This window comes from Streptomyces finlayi (assembly GCF_014216315.1).
Lineage (GTDB): Bacteria > Actinomycetota > Actinomycetes > Streptomycetales > Streptomycetaceae > Streptomyces > Streptomyces finlayi_A.
Window position 1 is genome coordinate 4693003 of the sequence record NZ_CP045702.1, and the last position, 16130, is coordinate 4709132.

The following is a 16130-nucleotide window of genomic DNA, read 5'->3' on the forward strand; positions in this document are numbered from 1 at the left end:
CGGGGCCAGAACCCAATATTTTCAGCAATCTTCTAGGTCCTGTCCGGGCTCTCGGAGCCTTCCTCCAGGACCGGGAAGCGGCGCGGAGCCATGAAGACGAGCACGAGCAGGGCGAGTGCCGCGGCTCCCGCGGCGCCGAGATAGACGTAGTCGACGGCGGCGTCGACGGCCCGTCGCAGATGGTCCGTTGCGGCGGCGGAGAGCGACCCGGGGTCGTCCAGGGCGTGCGCGACCGCGTCCAGGTCACCGGGCAGCCCGGGCACCGGGGCGTCGGCCAGCCGGGAGGCGAGCACCCCGTTGGCGACCGCGCCGAAGAGCGCGGCGCCCAGACTCTGGCCGACCTGGCGGCAGAACAGTACGGAGGCCGTCGTCGTACCGCGCTCGGACCAGCCGACCGTGGACTGGACCCCGACGATCAGCGGGAGCTGGAACAGGCCGAGCGCCGCGCCGAGCAGCAGCATGATCAGGGCGGGCTGCCAGGCCGAACCGGGGTACGGCAGCAGGGGGAAGGCGAGCAGGATCAGCAGCGTGGCACTCATGCCGATGACGGCGGTGAGGCGGAAGCCGATGCGGTTGTAGACCCGGTTGGAGAGGGCCGCCGAGACCGGCCAGCTCAGCGTCATGACGGAGAGCACGAAGCCGGCGGCGATCGGGCCGAGGCCCAGCACCGACTGCGCGTACGTGGGCAGGAACACGGTGGGCGCCACCATCAGCAGTCCCATCGCGCCGAGCGCCAGGTTCACGGAGGCGATGGTGCGCCGCTTCCAGACCCAGCCCGGAATGATCGGGTCGGCGGCACGCCGCTCGATGACGACGGTCAGCGCGGCGAGGGCGGCGCTCGCGGCCAGCAGCCCGAGCGAGGGTGCGGAGAGCCAGGGCCAGGCCACGCCGCCCTGGACGAGAGCGGTCAGCATGAGGACCCCGGTCGCGAAGACGGCGAGGGCGCCCGCCCAGTCGATACGGAGCCGGGCACCGGTGCGGGGGCGGGCCGGTTCGTGGAAGTGGCGCACCACGAGCCAGAGCGCGACCGCGCCGACCGGCAGGTTGATCAGGAAGATCCAGCGCCAGTCCGCGTACGCCGCGAGCAGCCCGCCGACCGCCGGCCCCGCGACCGCGGACGTGGCCCACACGGTCGACAGCCTGGCCTGGATCCTGGGGCGTTCCCTGAGCGGGTAGAGGTCGGCCGCGACGGTCTGGACGGTGCCCTGGAGCGCGCCGCCGCCGAGGCCCTGGATGACGCGGAAGGCGATCAGGGCCGCCATGTTCCAGGCCAGCGCGCACAGCACCGAGCCGACCAGGAACACAATGATGCCGGCGACCAGGACCGGCTTGCGGCCGAAGGTGTCGGAGAGCTTCCCGTAGACGGGGAGTGTGACGGTCACGGCCAGCAGATAGCCGGAGAACAGCCAGGAGAACACGGCGAACCCGCCGAGATCGCCGACGATCTGGGGAACGGCGGTCGAGACGATCGTCCCGTCGATGGCGGCGAGCGCCATGCCGAGCATGAGCGCGGCGACGACGGGCCGCCGGCCCCGTGGTGTGAAGGCTCCCGCGCCCGAGGTCTCCGGGCGGGGGCTCTGCGGGCCGCCCTTGTCCGTACCGACGCCTGTGCCGGCGCCCCCGCCTCCCGTGCCGGTCACAGATTTTCCTTTCCCTATGCATGTATTTCCCGGGACACTGTCTCATCCGCCTCCGCGCGGGGGGAGGGGTTCGGTGAGCCCTACCCAGGGCTCATCCCCGGGGCGGAAACCCTTAGGGGTAGCTCCGTACTTGTGGCCAGGGGTCGTTCCTCCCGCCGGAGGACGTGGCGGCGGGGGCCCGTTCCTTATCGTGGTCATACACCGCAAGGGTGGCTGACCGCCGAGGGTGGGGTGGGGTAAACCCCACCCGAAGACTGCGCTGGGCACCAGCGCGCAGAGCCCTCTCCTGCGACAAGACTCAGGACGTACACGAAGACGTCCAGTTCATCCACTGACATAGGAGAGTTACCGTGACAACGGCTGTGACCATTCCCAGGCACGGGGGCACTGGAGGGCGTACGGCCGTCGCTGCGCGAGCGCGGCAGGTCGTCAAGGCGTACGGGGCCGGGGAGACCCGGGTCGTCGCGCTCGACCATGTCGATGTCGACATCGCTCGCGGGCAGTTCACGGCGATCATGGGGCCGTCCGGTTCGGGCAAGTCCACCCTGATGCACTGCCTCGCGGGCCTCGACACGGTGACCTCGGGCGAGATCTACCTCGACGAAACCGAGATCACGAAGCTCAAGGACAAGAAGCTCACCCAGCTCCGCCGGGACCGGATCGGCTTCATCTTCCAGGCGTTCAACCTGCTCCCGACGCTCAACGCGCTGGAGAACATCACGCTGCCCATGGACATCGCGGGCCGTAAGCCCGACGCCGCCTGGCTGCGCCAGGTCGTCGAGACGGTCGGCCTCGCCGACCGGCTGAAGCACCGGCCGACCGAGCTCTCCGGCGGTCAGCAGCAGCGCGTCGCGGTGGCCCGCGCCCTCGCCTCGCAGCCGGACATCATCTTCGGTGACGAGCCCACCGGAAACCTGGACTCACGGGCCGGCGCCGAGGTGCTGTCCTTCCTGCGCAGGTCCGTCGACGACCTGGGCCAGACCATCGTCATGGTCACCCACGACCCGGTGGCGGCCTCCTACGCGGACCGGGTGCTGTATCTCGCGGACGGTTCCATCGTCGACGAGATGCTGAACCCGACCGCCGACCAGGTCCTCGACCGCATGAAGCACTTCGACGCACGGGGGCGTACGTCGTGACTGTCCTCAAGACCTCGATGCGCAACTTCCTCGCGCACAAGGGACGCATGGCGCTCTCCGCCGTCGCCGTCCTCCTGTCGGTGGCGTTCGTGTGCGGCACGCTCGTCTTCACCGACACCATGAACACCACTTTCGACAAGCTCTTCGCCGCCTCGTCGGCCGACGTCACCGTCAGCCCGAAGAAGGCCGGTGAAGCCGACGAGATGCCGGAGAACGGCAAGCCGGATTCGCTGCCCGCCTCCGTCGTCGACCGGGTCCAGAAGGCCGACGGGGTGGAGCAGGCCGAGGGTGGCGTCTCCAGCTTGTCCGTCACGGTCGTCGACGGCGACAACAAGAACATGGGCTCCGAGACGGGTGCCCCCACGATCGCCGGCAACTGGACGCGCAACGACCTGCGTTCGATGGAGATCGCCTCCGGCCACGCACCGCGCGGCCCCACCGAGGTGATGGTCGACGCGGACACCGCCGACAAGCACGGCCTGAAGATCGGCGACGAGCTGCGCACCATCGCCGTCACCGGTGACATCAAGGCGAAGATCAGCGGCATCGCCGCCTTCACCGTGACCAACCCGGGCGCGGCCGTCGTCTTCTACGACACGGCCACCGCCCAGCAGAAGCTGCTGGGCGCGCCCGATGTCTTCACCCACATCTCCGTCGCCGCCGAAACCGGCGTGGCCGACACGCAGTTGAAGAAGAACGTCGCCGCCGCGCTCGGCGGCGCGGAGGCTTTCAAGATCCAGACCCAGGACGAGGCCGCGGCGGCCAACAAGGACTCCATGGGCTCCTTCCTCGACGTGATGAAGTACGCGATGCTCGGCTTCGCCGGGATCGCCTTCCTCGTCGGCATCTTCCTGATCGTCAACACCTTCTCGATGCTGGTCGCCCAGCGGACCCGCGAGATCGGCCTGATGCGGGCCATCGGCTCCAGCCGCAAGCAGGTCAACCGGTCGGTGCTCGTCGAAGCGGTACTCCTCGGGATCGTCGGTTCCCTCCTCGGGGTCGGCGCGGGAATCGGGCTCGCCATCGGCCTGATGAAGCTCATGGGCGCCATGGGCATGGAGCTGTCCACCAAGGACCTCACCATCGCCTGGACGACCCCGGCGATCGGGCTCGTGCTCGGCGTCGTCGTCACCGTCCTCGCCGCCTACGTTCCGGCCCGCCGGGCCGGCAAGGTCTCCCCGATGGCGGCCCTGCGCGATGCCGGAACCCCGGCGGACGCCAAGTCCAGCTGGATCAGGGCCGGTATCGGTCTGGTCCTCACCGGTTCCGGTGCGGCGGCCCTGTGGGCGACCACGCAGGCCGACAAGGCCACCGAGGGCTCGCTGTTCCTGGGCCTCGGCGTGGTCCTGACCCTCATCGGCTTCATCGTGATCGGCCCGCTGCTCGCCGGGATCGTGGTGCGGGCGCTCAGCGTGGTCGTGCTGCGGATGTTCGGCCCGGTCGGCCGGCTCGCGGAGCGCAACGCGCTGCGCAACCCGCGGCGTACCGGCGCTACCGGCGCCGCCCTGATGATCGGCCTGGCCCTGGTGGCCTGCCTCTCGGTCGTCGGCTCGTCCATGGTCGCCTCGGCCACCACCGAGCTCGACAAGTCGGTGGGCGCGGACTTCATCGTCCAGTCCTCCAATCCGGGCCAGCTGATCGTCCCGCAGGCCGCGAAGGCCCTGGAGACGGCGCCCGGTATCGAACACATCACGAACTACAAGGTCGTCAGCGCGACACTGACCGCCCCCGACGGTTCCAAGGAGGACGAGGGAGTCGTCGCGGCCGACCCGACGTACAAGGACGATCTGCGGCGCGAGACCGTGTCCGGCGATCTGGCCGACGCCTACGGCGAGGACGCCATGTCGGTCGGTGACGACTACGCCACCCGCCACAAGATCAAGGTCGGCGACGAGATGACGGTCGCGTTCAAGGGCGGTGAGACGGCGAAGCTGAAGGTCGCCGCGATCACCTCGGACGAGACCAACGTCGACAAGGGGGCGATGTACACCCACACCAGGACCGCCGAGAAGTACGTCCCCGCGGACAAGATGCCGCAGAACATGATCATGTTCGCCAAGGCGGAGGACGGCAAGGCGGACGAGGCGTACGCCGCCCTCAAGTCCTCGCTCGCCGAGTATCCGACCTACAAGGTGCAGAACCAGGCGGACTTCAAGCAGGACCTGAAGGACCAGATCGGCCAGCTGCTCAACATCGTGTACGGCCTGCTGGCCCTGGCGATCATCGTCGCGGTGCTCGGTGTGGTGAACACGCTCGCCCTGTCGGTGGTCGAGCGGACCCGCGAGATCGGCCTGATGCGGGCCATCGGCCTCTCGCGCCGGCAGCTGCGCAGGATGATCCGGCTGGAGTCGGTGGTCATCGCCCTCTTCGGCGCACTGCTCGGCCTCGGCCTGGGCATGGGCTGGGGCACCTCGGCCCAGAAGCTGCTGGCTCTGGAGGGCCTCAACGTCCTGGAGATCCCGTGGCCGACGATCCTCACGGTCTTCGTCGCCTCGGCCTTCGTCGGACTGTTCGCCGCACTGGTTCCCGCTTTCCGGGCGGGCCGGATGAACGTCCTCAACGCGATCGCCACCGACGGGTGACGGTGACCGTCATAGGATGACGGAGCCGGCCCCGGGACGTTCCTCCAAACGTCCCGGGGCCGGCTCCGTCGTGTCCGCCTCGCGAGCCGGGGGTACGCGGCCGGGGAGACCTGGGGGTACGCGGCCGGGGGCCGGGAGGTGCACGGCCGGGGGCCCGGCGCCCGGCCCCCGGCAATCGGCTCACCGTCGGCGGCCGGCGGCCCGGGCATGAGGCGGTTGCGGGCGCGCCTGTCGTAGGGGAGTCGTAGTCTGGGACCCCGGCCCGTCCTACGTGTCGGGCCCTTCGCGTTGTCCCCTGCCCGGGGCGGCGCGTCGCCCCTGGCAGCAGCCGGCTGTCAGTACACCCCCGTACCCCGGACGGAAGCCCTTCATGAGCCTGCACGGTCTGCTGGATGTCGTCGTACGTGACCCGGCGCTCGCCGAAGCGGTGAAGGCCGCCGCCGACGGCCACCGGATGCACGTCGACCTGGTGGGCCCGCCGGCCGCCCGGCCGTTCGCCGTGGCCGCGCTGGCCCGTGAGACGGGCCGCACCGTGCTGGCCGTCACCGCGACCGGCCGCGAGGCCGAGGACCTCGCGGCGGCGCTGCGCACGCTGCTGCCGCCGGACACGGTCGCGGAGTACCCGTCCTGGGAGACCCTGCCCCACGAGCGGCTCTCGCCGCGCTCGGACACCGTCGGCCGCCGCCTCGCCGTACTGCGCAGGCTGGCGCACCCCCGGCAGGACGACCCGGAGACCGGCCCGGTCAGCGTGATCGTCGCGCCCGTGCGTTCGGTGCTCCAGCCGCAGGTCAAGGGGCTCGGCGACCTGGAGCCCGTGGCACTGAGCAGCGGTCGCACCGCCGATCTGGGTGAGGTCGTCGAGGCGCTCGCGGCCGCCGCGTACTCCCGGGTCGAACTGGTCGAGAAGCGTGGCGAGTTCGCGGTACGCGGTGGAATCCTGGACGTTTTCCCGCCGACCGAGGAGCACCCCCTGCGGGTGGAGTTCTGGGGCGACGACGTCGAGGAGATCCGCTACTTCAAGATCGCCGACCAGCGGTCGCTGGAGATCGCCGCGCACGGTCTGTGGGCGCCGCCCTGCCGTGAGCTGCTCCTCACTGACCAGGTCCGCGGCCGGGCCGCCGCCCTCGCCGAGGCCCATCCGGAACTGGGCGAGCTGCTGAACAAGATCGCCGAGGGGATCGCCGTCGAGGGCATGGAGTCCCTGGCCCCGGTGCTGGTCGACGACATGGAGCTGCTGATCGACGTCCTGCCGAAGGACTCGATGGCGGTGGTCTGCGACCCGGAGCGGGTGCGGACGCGGGCGAGCGACCTGGTGGCCACGAGCCAGGAGTTCCTCCAGGCGTCCTGGGCGGCCACGGCGGGCGGCGGCGAGGCCCCGATCGATGTCGGCGCGGCCTCGCTCCGGGGCATCGCGGACGTCCGCGACCGGGCCCGGGAGCTGAACATGATGTGGTGGTCGGTCTCCCCGTTCGCCGCCGACGACGAGCTGGACGAGGACACCCTCAAGCTCCGGATGCACGCCCCCGAGGCGTACCGGGGCGACACCGCCCGCGCGCTCGCCGACACCAAGGGCTGGCTCGCGGAGGGCTGGCGCACGGTGTACGTCACCGAGGGGCAGGGCCCGGCCTCCCGTACCGTCGAGGTCCTGGGCGGCGAGGGCATCCCCGCCCGCCTGGACCAGGACCTCGCCGAGATCTCGCCGTCCCTGGTCCATGTGTCGTGCGGCGCCATCGACCAGGGCTTCGTCGACCCGGCGCTCAAGCTCGCCGTGCTGACCGAGACCGACCTGACCGGCCAGCGCACGGCCACCAAGGACCTCGGCCGGATGCCGGCCCGCCGCCGCAAGACCATCGACCCGCTGACGCTGGAGGCGGGCGACTACATCGTTCACGAGCAGCACGGTGTGGGCCGCTACGTCGAGATGGTGCAGCGCACGGTGCAGAACGCCACACGTGAGTACCTCCTCGTCGAGTACGCCCCCGCCAAGCGCGGCCAGCCGGGCGACCGCCTGTACATCCCCACCGACCAGCTGGAGCAGGTCACCAAGTACGTGGGCGGCGAGGCCCCCACCCTGCACCGGCTCGGCGGCGCCGACTGGACCAAGACCAAACAGCGCGCGAAGAAGGCGGTCAAGGAGATCGCCGCCGACCTGATCAAGCTCTACTCGGCGCGGATGGCGGCCCCCGGCCACGCCTTCGGCCCGGACACCCCGTGGCAGCGTGAGCTGGAGGACGCCTTCCCGTACGTGGAGACGCCCGATCAGCTGTCCACGATCGCCGAGGTCAAGGAGGACATGGAGAAGACGGTCCCCATGGACCGGCTGGTCTGCGGTGACGTCGGTTACGGCAAGACGGAGATCGCCGTGCGCGCGGCGTTCAAGGCGGTCCAGGACGGCAAGCAGGTCGCCGTCCTCGTGCCCACCACGCTCCTCGTCCAGCAGCACTTCGGTACGTTCACCGAGCGGTACGCCCAGTTTCCCGTCAACGTACGGGCGTTGAGCCGGTTCCAGTCCGACACGGAATCGAAGTCCACCCTGGAGGGCCTGAAGGACGGTTCGGTCGACCTCGTCATCGGCACGCATCGCCTCTTCTCCGCCGAGACGAAGTTCAAGGACCTCGGCCTGGTCATCGTGGACGAGGAGCAGCGCTTCGGCGTCGAGCACAAGGAGCAGCTGAAGAAGCTCCGTGCCAACGTCGACGTGCTGACCATGTCCGCGACGCCCATCCCCCGTACGCTCGAAATGGCCGTCACCGGCATCCGCGAGATGTCGACGATCACGACACCGCCGGAGGAGCGCCACCCCGTCCTCACCTTCGTCGGGCCGTACGACGAGAAGCAGATCGGCGCCGCCGTCCGCCGTGAACTGCTGCGGGAGGGCCAGGTCTTCTACATCCACAACCGGGTGGAGTCGATCGACCGCGCGGCTGCCCGGCTCCGCGAGATCGTGCCGGAGGCCCGTATCGCCACGGCGCACGGGCAGATGGGCGAGAGCGCGCTGGAGCAGGTCGTCGTGGACTTCTGGGAGAAGAAGTTCGACGTCCTCGTCTCCACGACGATCGTCGAGTCCGGCATCGACATCTCCAACGCCAACACCCTGATCGTGGAGCGCGGTGACAACTTCGGCCTCTCGCAGCTGCACCAGCTGCGCGGGCGCGTCGGCCGTGGCCGGGACCGGGGCTACTCCTACTTCCTGTACCCGCCGGAGAAGCCGCTCACCGAGACCGCCCACGAGCGTCTGGCGACCATCGCCCAGCACACGGAGATGGGCGCGGGCATGTACGTGGCCATGAAGGACCTGGAGATCCGCGGCGCCGGAAACCTGCTCGGCGGCGAGCAGTCCGGGCACATCGCGGGTGTCGGCTTCGACCTCTACATCCGCATGGTCGGCGAGGCGGTGGCCGACTACCGGGCCGCGGTCGACGGCAGCGTCGAGGAGGAGCCCCCGCTGGAGGTCAAGATCGAGCTCCCGGTCGACGCCCACGTGCCGCACGACTACGCCCCCGGCGAGCGGCTCCGCCTCCAGGCGTACCGCTCGATCGCCTCCGCCAACACGGAGGACGACATCAGGGCGGTACGCGAGGAACTCACCGACCGCTACGGCAAGCTCCCCGAACCGGTCGAGAACCTCCTCCTGGTCGCCGGCCTGCGCATGCTGGCCCGTGCCTGCGGGGTCGGCGAGATCGTCCTCCAGGGCCCGAACATCCGCTTCGCCCCGGTGGAACTGCGCGAGTCCCAGGAACTGCGCCTGAAGCGCCTCCACCCGAAGACGGTCATCAAGCCGACCGCCCACCAGATCCTGGTCCCCCGCCCCACGGCGGGACGCATCGGCGGCAAGCCGGTGGTCGGCCGCGAACTCCTGGCGTGGACCGGGGAGTTCCTTACGACGATCCTGGGGTAGTGGCGCCGTCGGCGAAGAGCAGCCCCGCGAGTGAGCGGAAGGTCTCCTCGGGGTCGCGGCCGTCCAGGGGGCCGGTCAGGTTGCCGCTGAGGAGCAGGGTGGCGAAGCCGTGGGCCAGGGACCAGGCGGCGATGCCCGCGTCGGTCCGGCCCTCGGTGGGGAGAGCGCTGACGCCCGCGCGCAGGGAGTCGACGGCGCGGGCCTTCGCCGTGAGCAGGTCCGGGTCGTCGGGGCGGTGGAGTTCCGGGCGGAACATCACCTGGAAGTGGGCGGGGTGTTCCCTTGCGAACCGCAGGTACCGCACGCCCCGTTCGTTCAGGGTCGGCGCCTCGTCCAGCGCGTCCGCGAACAGGGTGTAGCCCTCGGCGGCGATCGCGGTGAGCAGGCCGGTCCTGTCCTTGAAGTGATGAGCCGGTGCGGCGTGCGAGACGCCCGCCCGGCGGGCCAGGTCGCGCAGGCTCAGGGCGTCGGGGCCGTCCGTCGCGACGACGTCCAGGGCGGCGGTCAGGACGGCACGCCGCAAGTCGCCGTGGTGGTAGGTGCGCTCGCTGCTCATGGCAGCACAGTACGCGGAATCTAGTCATTGACAAGTTGGGAGGCAGGGTTCACTGTGGAGGCAGGAAGGAATCTAGTCACTGGCAAGATTCCTTGGTCGCCCGGGAAGGCGGAGGTATGTCCGGAGAGTTGGGTCGTGTGCGTCAGATGTGGCACCTTCTGGAGCCCCTGCACGCCGTCCTCTACTACGCGCCCGAGGCCCGCGAGGAGGCTGCGGCGCTCGGGTACGCCGTCGACGAGCGCTGGCCCGGCTACTTCGCCTGGCGTGCCGCACCGCTCGGGGAGGCGGGGGAGGCGCAGGTCGTCGACACCTTCCACAGCTTCAGCCCGGCGATGGTCCGGGAGTACGTCCCGGCCGTCTGGTCCGTCGCCACACCGGAAGCGGTGCTCGCGGCCCGGACGAGGGCGGTCGACCGTACGTACAGGGGGCTGCTCGCGGAGTGGACCGACGGTCCGGAGCTCGCCGAGATCGCCACGCTGGTCCGCCGCGCGGCCGAGGCGGCGGACGTGACGGGCCGGCCGCTCGCCGCGGCGAACGCCGCACTGCCCTGGCCCGACGCCCCGCACCTGGTGCTCTGGCAGGCCGCGACCGTCCTGCGCGAGCACCGGGGCGACGGTCACGTCGCCGCGCTTGCTGCCGCGGACCTCGACCCGGTCGAGTCGCTGGTCTCCTTCGCGGGGATCGGCGCGGCGCGCCCCGAGGTGTTCGAGAGCCGGGGGTGGAGCGCGGACGCGTGGACGGCCGCGCGCCAGCGGCTGGGGGAGCGCGGGCTGTTGCGGTCGGACGGCCTGGCCACGGAGGCGGGCCGGGTGCTGCGCGCCGAGGTGGAGCTGCGCACCGACCAGGAGGCCGCGGGACCGTGGGCGGCCCTCGGCGAGGACGGCCGGCTGCGACTGGTGGAGTTGCTGGGACCGCTGTGGGTGGCGGTGCTCGGAGCCGGGCTGCTGCCGTCCGAGACCACGCTCGGTATCGGCAAGGCGTGAGCCTCCGGGGGCCGCGGAAGACGTGCGTGAGATGTGATCCCGGACCCAACGGGGCGGGACACCTGCCGTGAACGGTCCCTGACGGGGAAGACCTCCGTAGGATTCCCGCGTTCGGCTTTCTCCCCGTCAGGATGGCTCCGAGTGATATCTCCCCGTGTTTTCCGAGTGGTGCTGCCCGCCGTGAGCGCGGCGGTCGTGCTGTCCCTTACCGGCTGCGACCCCCTGACGGCGGAGGGCGGGAGCGCGGGTGCGAGCAGTGCGGCGAGTGGCGGCGGGCAGCAGGGCGGGGGCGCCGGAGCCAGCCCCCTGGCCAACCAGGACGGTACGAAGCCGGGGCTCGCCCCGCTCGCCTCCGAGGGCGACCGGGCCGCTGCCCGCGAACTCATCGGGAACGTGGCCACCAAGGGGCGCGGACCGCGCACCGGCTACGAGCGGGAGGAGTTCGGCTATGCGTGGATGGACACGGCGGACGGGGTACCGCTGGCGAGGAACGGCTGTGACACGAGGAACGACTTGCTGAAGCTCCATGGCCGGCACGTGCAGTTCCGTTCGGGTTCCGACTGCGTCGTCGTCGCGATGGACCTGGACGACCCGTACACCGGCAAGGACATCGCCTGGAAGAAGGCGAAGGCCACCGAGGTGCAGATCGACCACGTGGTCCCGCTGTCCTACAGCTGGCAGATGGGCGCCGCGCGCTGGTCGGAGAGCAAGCGCGAGCGGCTGGCCAACGACGTACTCAATCTGCTTCCCGTCGAGGGGCGCGCCAACTCCTCCAAGGGCGACTCCGGCCCGGCGTCCTGGCTCCCCCCGAACAAGCGCGTTCGCTGTGCGTACGTGGTGCGGTTCGCGCAGGTGGCGCGGAAGTACGAGATGCCGGTGACGGCGGCGGACAAGGACATGATGCTCGCCCAGTGCGGCGGCTGACGCCTCGTACCGGTCCCGCTCGCGCGCGGCCAGGACGAACAGTCCACCGACGGCGCGTGGGGGCCGGGGCAGGGCCGGAATGGTCCGGTGGACGGCCGGCGCTCGCTCACTGGCGTGTGGTCTACACGGAGCCGAACGTGTGGGTGCGCCACCGGGTGTGAAGGAGTACGCCGATCGCTCGCCCCTCGTACACCGTTGGGCACGAGGGACGAGCGACGGGGACGGGGGACGGGCAGGATCAGAGGGCGGCGGGTCGCTTCGCCGGGACGGGCTCGCCGAATGCGGAGAACTCCACGGTCAGCGGTGGGCGTCCCCGGTCGGTGACGCGCATCTTCAGGACGTAGGGCGTGCCCTCCGCGGCGACGCTCGCCGTCCAGGAGCCCCCGGCGGGAGTGCCGGTCAGAGTGAGCGTCGGCCTGCCACCGGCAGACACCCGCGCCCCCATGTGCGCGGAGCCGCTCGTCGCCGCCAGGCGGTCGAGCAGGCGCTGCGGGTCGCAGTAGCGCAGGCTCTCCGCCGTGCGCCGGTCGTCGGGGCGTGCCTTCACCCAGCGACCCGTGAGCTTCTTGACCTCGGCGTCGTCGGCGGCGTCGCCGGGGCTGTCCGCCGAGGCCGCCCGCAGCATCGCCTCGTCGGACTTGGTGTAGACCGCGCCGTCGGCCCGGATCGGTTCCATGGTCCCCGCCGACCCCATGGAGAACGTCCCCGTGCAGGCGCCGCGCGCCCCGGCCGCGACGAACACCTGGACCGAGCCGTCCGCCGACTCCGTCGTCACGGCCAGTCGTACGGACGTGGCGGCCCGGGTCGCGGCGATCGCCTTGTCGGTGACCTCCGGAGCCGTGAGGCCGGCGAACGGGCTCTGCGGCCCGGAGCCTTCGAGGAACGCGTCGCAGGCGGTGAGGCCGAGCATCGCGACGGTGCAGAGAGCGGCTGCGGCGGTGCGGGCTACGGGACCCCTGGTTCCTCGCCGGCTTCCTGCGTGGCACCGCCAACAACCGGCAGGCCAGCAGCTACGCCTCCACCGCCACCCGGCTCGACGCCCGGCGGCTCCAGCTGCCACGGCTGCCGCTGTCCGAACAGCGGCGGTACGGGGAGCGGTTCCGGCAGCTCGCCGCGTTCGAGGAGGCGCTGCGGACGGCGGGGCGGCTCGGCGGGCTCCTGGTACAGGGCATGTACGACGGGCTGACGGACGGCACGGTCGCCCCGAAGTGACGTGAACCACAACGGTTGTGCACAACCCGGGACCGGGTGTCCGTGTCGGTGTATACGCTCACTGCACACGTCCGACATACGCCTTCCAGGAGCGTCACATGCACGGCTACGGCTATCCGCCGGAGCAGCCTCCGAAGAGTCGCCCGTCCTCGGCGGCGCTGACGGCACTGCGCGTGCTTTTCGTGGCGCTGACCGTGCTGAGTTGCGGTTTTCTGGCCTGGGCCGCGATGCTGCGGCTCGCGATCGTGACCCGCAAGGGGCGTGACTTCGGGCTGCTCGCGCTCGTGTTCGCGCTCAACACGGGCCTCTTCGCGTTCATGATCGCCATGCCGGAGGACCCTGAGGAGACGTCCGACGCCGAGGCGCTCATCGGCGTCTCCTGGATGTTCGGCGTGATGTTCGCCGTCGTCGCCTATTACCTCTACGCGGAGATACGCCACTACGGCCCGGCGGGACCCCACGGCAGCCCCCGCCCGCCGCTGCCGCAACCGCGGTCCCAGCCGCAGCCCCAGCCGCAGGGTCACGGTCAGGGACAGTACGGCGGATACGCCCCCCGGCAGCACACCCCGTCGCCGTCCGACCGGCAGCCCCCGCCCCCCGGCTACGGCTACCCGCCCACCACCGCGCCCCAGCCGGCGGCCCCGCCCCTGCCGCCCACGCGCACCCCGCCGCCCGCCGCACCCCTGCCCACGCACACCCCGCCGCCCGCCGCGTCCCAGCGGCTGGACCAGGTCCGCGCCGAGCTCGACGAGCTGAGCGACTACCTCCGTAAAGAGGGCGAGGGCCGGTGACCGGACGCGTCATCGCCGGGCGGTACGAGCTGGCGACCATCCTGGGCCAGGGCGGTATGGGCCAGGTGTGGACGGCGTACGACCGGCGGCTCGACCGCCGGGTCGCCGTGAAGCTGCTGCGCCCTGACCGGGTGGCCGGGCCCACCGGCAGCGACGCCGCCGACGAGCTCCGGCGCCGCTTCGTGCGCGAGTGCCGGGTCACCGCGCAGGTCGACCACCCCGGGCTGGTCACCGTCCACGACGCGGGCAACGACGCCGACGACCTCTTCCTGGTCATGCAGTACGTCGAGGGTGCCGACCTCGCCGACCATCTCGCCGAACACGATCCGTACCCATGGCCCTGGGCCGTCGCGGTCGCCGCGCAGCTCTGCGCCGTGCTGTCCGCCGTGCACGCGGTGCCGATCGTGCACCGCGACCTGAAGCCCCGCAACGTGATGGTGCGCCCCGACGGCACCGTCACCGTCCTCGACCTGGGCGTCGCCTCCGTCCTCGACACGGACACGACCCGGCTCACGCACACCGGTTCACCGATCGGCTCCCCGGCCTACATGGCCCCCGAGCAGGCGATGGGCGGCGCCGTCGGCCCGTACACCGACCTCTACGCCCTCGGCGTCCTCCTCCACGAACTTCTCAGCGGAGACGTCCCCTTCGCCGGGTCGACCGCGCTCGGCGTCCTGCACCGCCACCTCTACGAGCCACCGCTCCCGGTCCGCCACCTCAGGGCCGAAGTCCCGGCGCAGCTCGAAGCGCTCGTCCTGCGGCTGCTGTCCAAGGACCCGCAGGCCAGGCCCGCCTCCGCCCAGGAGGTGTACGAGACGCTCGCGCCCCTGCTGCCCGCCCGGGGCGCGCCGGCCGGTCCGCTCGACCCGACCCGCCCCTTCCTGCGGCCGCACGCCCCGTGGCCCGACCGGGCCGCCGCAGACCGGGCCCCCGCACCCGTGGCGCGGCCCTCCGCGCCCGACCCCCGCTCCCCGGCCCACGCCCGCCCGGATGTCGCCCGCGCCGTCGACGAGGTGAAACAGCTCCTCGTCGAGGGCCGGATCACCCAGGCCGTGGACATCCTCGGAGGCATCCTCCCGGCCGCCGCGGCCGAACACGGCGAGCACTCACCCGTCGTCCGCATCCTGCGCAAGCAGTACGCGGCCACGCTGATGGACGACGGGCAGTACCGGCGCGCCCTGCCCGAGCTGCGCAGACTCGCCGACGACCGCACGGCGGGTGCGGGCCCGGCCGACGCGCAGACGCTCCAGTTCCGTTACGACGCGGCGCAGTGCCTGGAACAGCTCGGCGAGCCCGCCGCCGCACTCGCCGAGTACCGAGCGGTTCTTCCGTACTACGAGAACACGTACGGGGCCTTCACCTCCGACCCCGGCCGGGCCTTCGACATCAGGCACCGCATCGGTCATCTCCTGCTCGCGGTGGGCGATCACGCCGCAGGGCGCGGACAGCTGCAGACCCTGCTGTACGACGCGGAGCGGGTCTACGGTCCGCACCACCCGCTCCCGGTGGAACTGCGCAGACAACTGGAGCATCAGCGGGACGTCCGGGGCGGCTGACGGCCCTGTCCGGTGGCCGAACGCGTGCCCCGAAGGCCCCGCCCGCGCGCCGCATCCCCAACTCCTCCCGAATCGTTGGTCGAATCAGTGGCCCCAACCCCGTCCACTGCCTAACATCGATCACCGCAAGGCTTTGTGCACTGATGCACAAACTCTCCCCGGGAGGCTCCTTTGCACCGCCGCCGTCGCACCGCGCTCTCCGTCTCAGCCGCACTGCTCGTCGGGGTGCCGCTCCTCTCCGCCTGCGGGAGCGAAGCCCATCCGGGCGCCGCGGCCCTGGTGGGCGGGGACCGCATCGAGGTGTCGACGCTCCAGGCACAGGTGGCGGACGTACGCAGCGCCCAGGAGAGCTCGGCGCAGTCCGCGGAGCTGGTGAAGGGCTCCGGGCAGCTGAGCCGCGCCACCCTGCACGGAATCATCTTCGGGCGGATCCTGGACCGGGCGTCGAAGGACGCCGGGGTGACGGTCAGCCGCAAGGAGATCCAGGAGATGCGCCTGGCGGCCGCCGCCCAGTCCGGCGGTGACAAGCAGCTCCAGGAGATGATGCTCCAGCAGCGCTGGGTGGCCCCCGGCCAGATCGAGAGCAACCTGCGCCGGGAGGTCCAACTTCCGAAGCTGGCCCAGGCGCTCGGCACCGATCTGTCGTCCCCGGATGGCCAGAAGGTCGTCGGGCAGGCGCTCGCCAAGGCGTCGAAGGCCCTCGACATCGACGTCAATCCGCGCTTCGGCGTCTGGGACGACGAGCAGATCCAGCTCGGCAACTACAAGGCCCCGTGGATCACCCAGGTCACCGAGTTCGAGCAGCCGGCCCCCGAGACAGGCGCCTGACCGGGGCGGGCGCGGGCCGAG

11 protein-coding genes and 1 pseudogene are annotated in these 16130 nt (G+C 71.4%); 9 read left to right on the plus strand and 3 right to left on the minus strand.

All coding sequences use genetic code 11. The features are described 5' to 3' along the window. Positions 1–32: 32 nt before the first annotated feature. The gene (locus F0344_RS21720; protein WP_258050039.1) at positions 33–1640 is read right to left on the minus strand and encodes an MFS transporter; all 1608 of its coding nucleotides are present in this window, start codon (positions 1638–1640) and stop codon (positions 33–35) included. A 350-nt stretch (positions 1641–1990) separates the two neighbouring features. On the opposite strand from F0344_RS21720, the gene F0344_RS21725 reads away from it, so the two are divergent. From F0344_RS21725 to mfd, 3 genes are all read left to right on the plus strand, one after another. Next, positions 1991–2779: an ABC transporter ATP-binding protein gene (locus tag F0344_RS21725; protein WP_185300392.1), complete on the plus strand. Its 789-nt coding sequence runs from the start codon at positions 1991–1993 to the stop codon at positions 2777–2779. Then, on the plus strand, positions 2776–5361 hold the full coding sequence (locus F0344_RS21730) for an ABC transporter permease (protein ID WP_185300393.1): 2586 nt from the start codon (positions 2776–2778) through the stop codon (positions 5359–5361). Before F0344_RS21725 ends, F0344_RS21730 begins: the two co-directional genes overlap by 4 nt. Before the next feature lie 370 nt (positions 5362–5731). Continuing rightward, positions 5732–9259, plus strand: coding sequence for a transcription-repair coupling factor (mfd, locus tag F0344_RS21735; RefSeq protein ID WP_185300394.1), 3528 nt, complete (start codon positions 5732–5734; stop codon positions 9257–9259). Here mfd and F0344_RS21740 read toward each other — a convergent pair. Continuing rightward, the gene (locus F0344_RS21740) at positions 9240–9815 is read right to left on the minus strand and encodes a TetR/AcrR family transcriptional regulator (RefSeq protein WP_185300395.1); all 576 of its coding nucleotides are present in this window, start codon (positions 9813–9815) and stop codon (positions 9240–9242) included. The genes mfd and F0344_RS21740 overlap by 20 nt on opposite strands. 116 nt (positions 9816–9931) lie before the next feature. Here F0344_RS21740 and F0344_RS21745 point away from each other — a divergent pair, with 116 nt between their 5' ends. After that, positions 9932–10798, plus strand: a complete 867-nt coding sequence (locus F0344_RS21745; RefSeq protein WP_185300396.1) for an SCO6745 family protein — start codon at positions 9932–9934, stop codon at positions 10796–10798. A gap of 141 nt (positions 10799–10939) precedes the next feature. Then, the gene (locus F0344_RS21750; RefSeq protein ID WP_185300397.1) at positions 10940–11722 is read left to right on the plus strand and encodes an HNH endonuclease family protein; all 783 of its coding nucleotides are present in this window, start codon (positions 10940–10942) and stop codon (positions 11720–11722) included. 238 nt (positions 11723–11960) lie between these two features. Here the strand turns inward: F0344_RS21750 and F0344_RS21755 are convergent, their stop codons facing one another. Beyond that, positions 11961–12632, minus strand: a complete 672-nt coding sequence (locus tag F0344_RS21755) for a hypothetical protein (protein WP_185300398.1) — start codon at positions 12630–12632, stop codon at positions 11961–11963. Between the two features lie 41 nt (positions 12633–12673). On the opposite strand from F0344_RS21755, the pseudogene F0344_RS36000 reads away from it, so the two are divergent. From F0344_RS36000 to F0344_RS21770, 4 genes and pseudogenes are all read left to right on the plus strand, one after another. Then, positions 12674–12934: pseudogene (locus F0344_RS36000) on the plus strand (N-6 DNA methylase); the annotation flags it as partial. A gap of 98 nt (positions 12935–13032) precedes the next feature. Beyond that, positions 13033–13725: a hypothetical protein gene (locus tag F0344_RS21760; RefSeq protein WP_185300399.1), complete on the plus strand. Its 693-nt coding sequence runs from the start codon at positions 13033–13035 to the stop codon at positions 13723–13725. Further along, the gene (locus F0344_RS21765) at positions 13722–15281 is read left to right on the plus strand and encodes a serine/threonine-protein kinase (RefSeq protein WP_185300400.1); all 1560 of its coding nucleotides are present in this window, start codon (positions 13722–13724) and stop codon (positions 15279–15281) included. The genes F0344_RS21760 and F0344_RS21765 overlap by 4 nt, the downstream gene beginning before the upstream one ends. 171 nt (positions 15282–15452) lie before the next feature. Beyond that, entirely contained in the window at positions 15453–16109 is a 657-nt protein-coding gene (locus F0344_RS21770) for a SurA N-terminal domain-containing protein (RefSeq protein ID WP_185300401.1), read from the plus strand. The last annotated feature ends 21 nt before the right edge of the window (positions 16110–16130 follow it).

Coding starts and splice junctions, on each gene's coding strand:
- F0344_RS21760 (WP_185300399.1), top strand. CDS start 13,033: ATGCACGGCTACGGCTATCCGCCGGAGCAGCCTCCGAAGAGTCGCCCG.
- F0344_RS21740 (WP_185300395.1), bottom strand. CDS start 9,815: ATGAGCAGCGAGCGCACCTACCACCACGGCGACTTGCGGCGTGCCGTC.
- F0344_RS21755 (WP_185300398.1), bottom strand. CDS start 12,632: ATGCTCGGCCTCACCGCCTGCGACGCGTTCCTCGAAGGCTCCGGGCCG.
- F0344_RS21745 (WP_185300396.1), top strand. CDS start 9,932: ATGTCCGGAGAGTTGGGTCGTGTGCGTCAGATGTGGCACCTTCTGGAG.
- mfd (WP_185300394.1), top strand. CDS start 5,732: ATGAGCCTGCACGGTCTGCTGGATGTCGTCGTACGTGACCCGGCGCTC.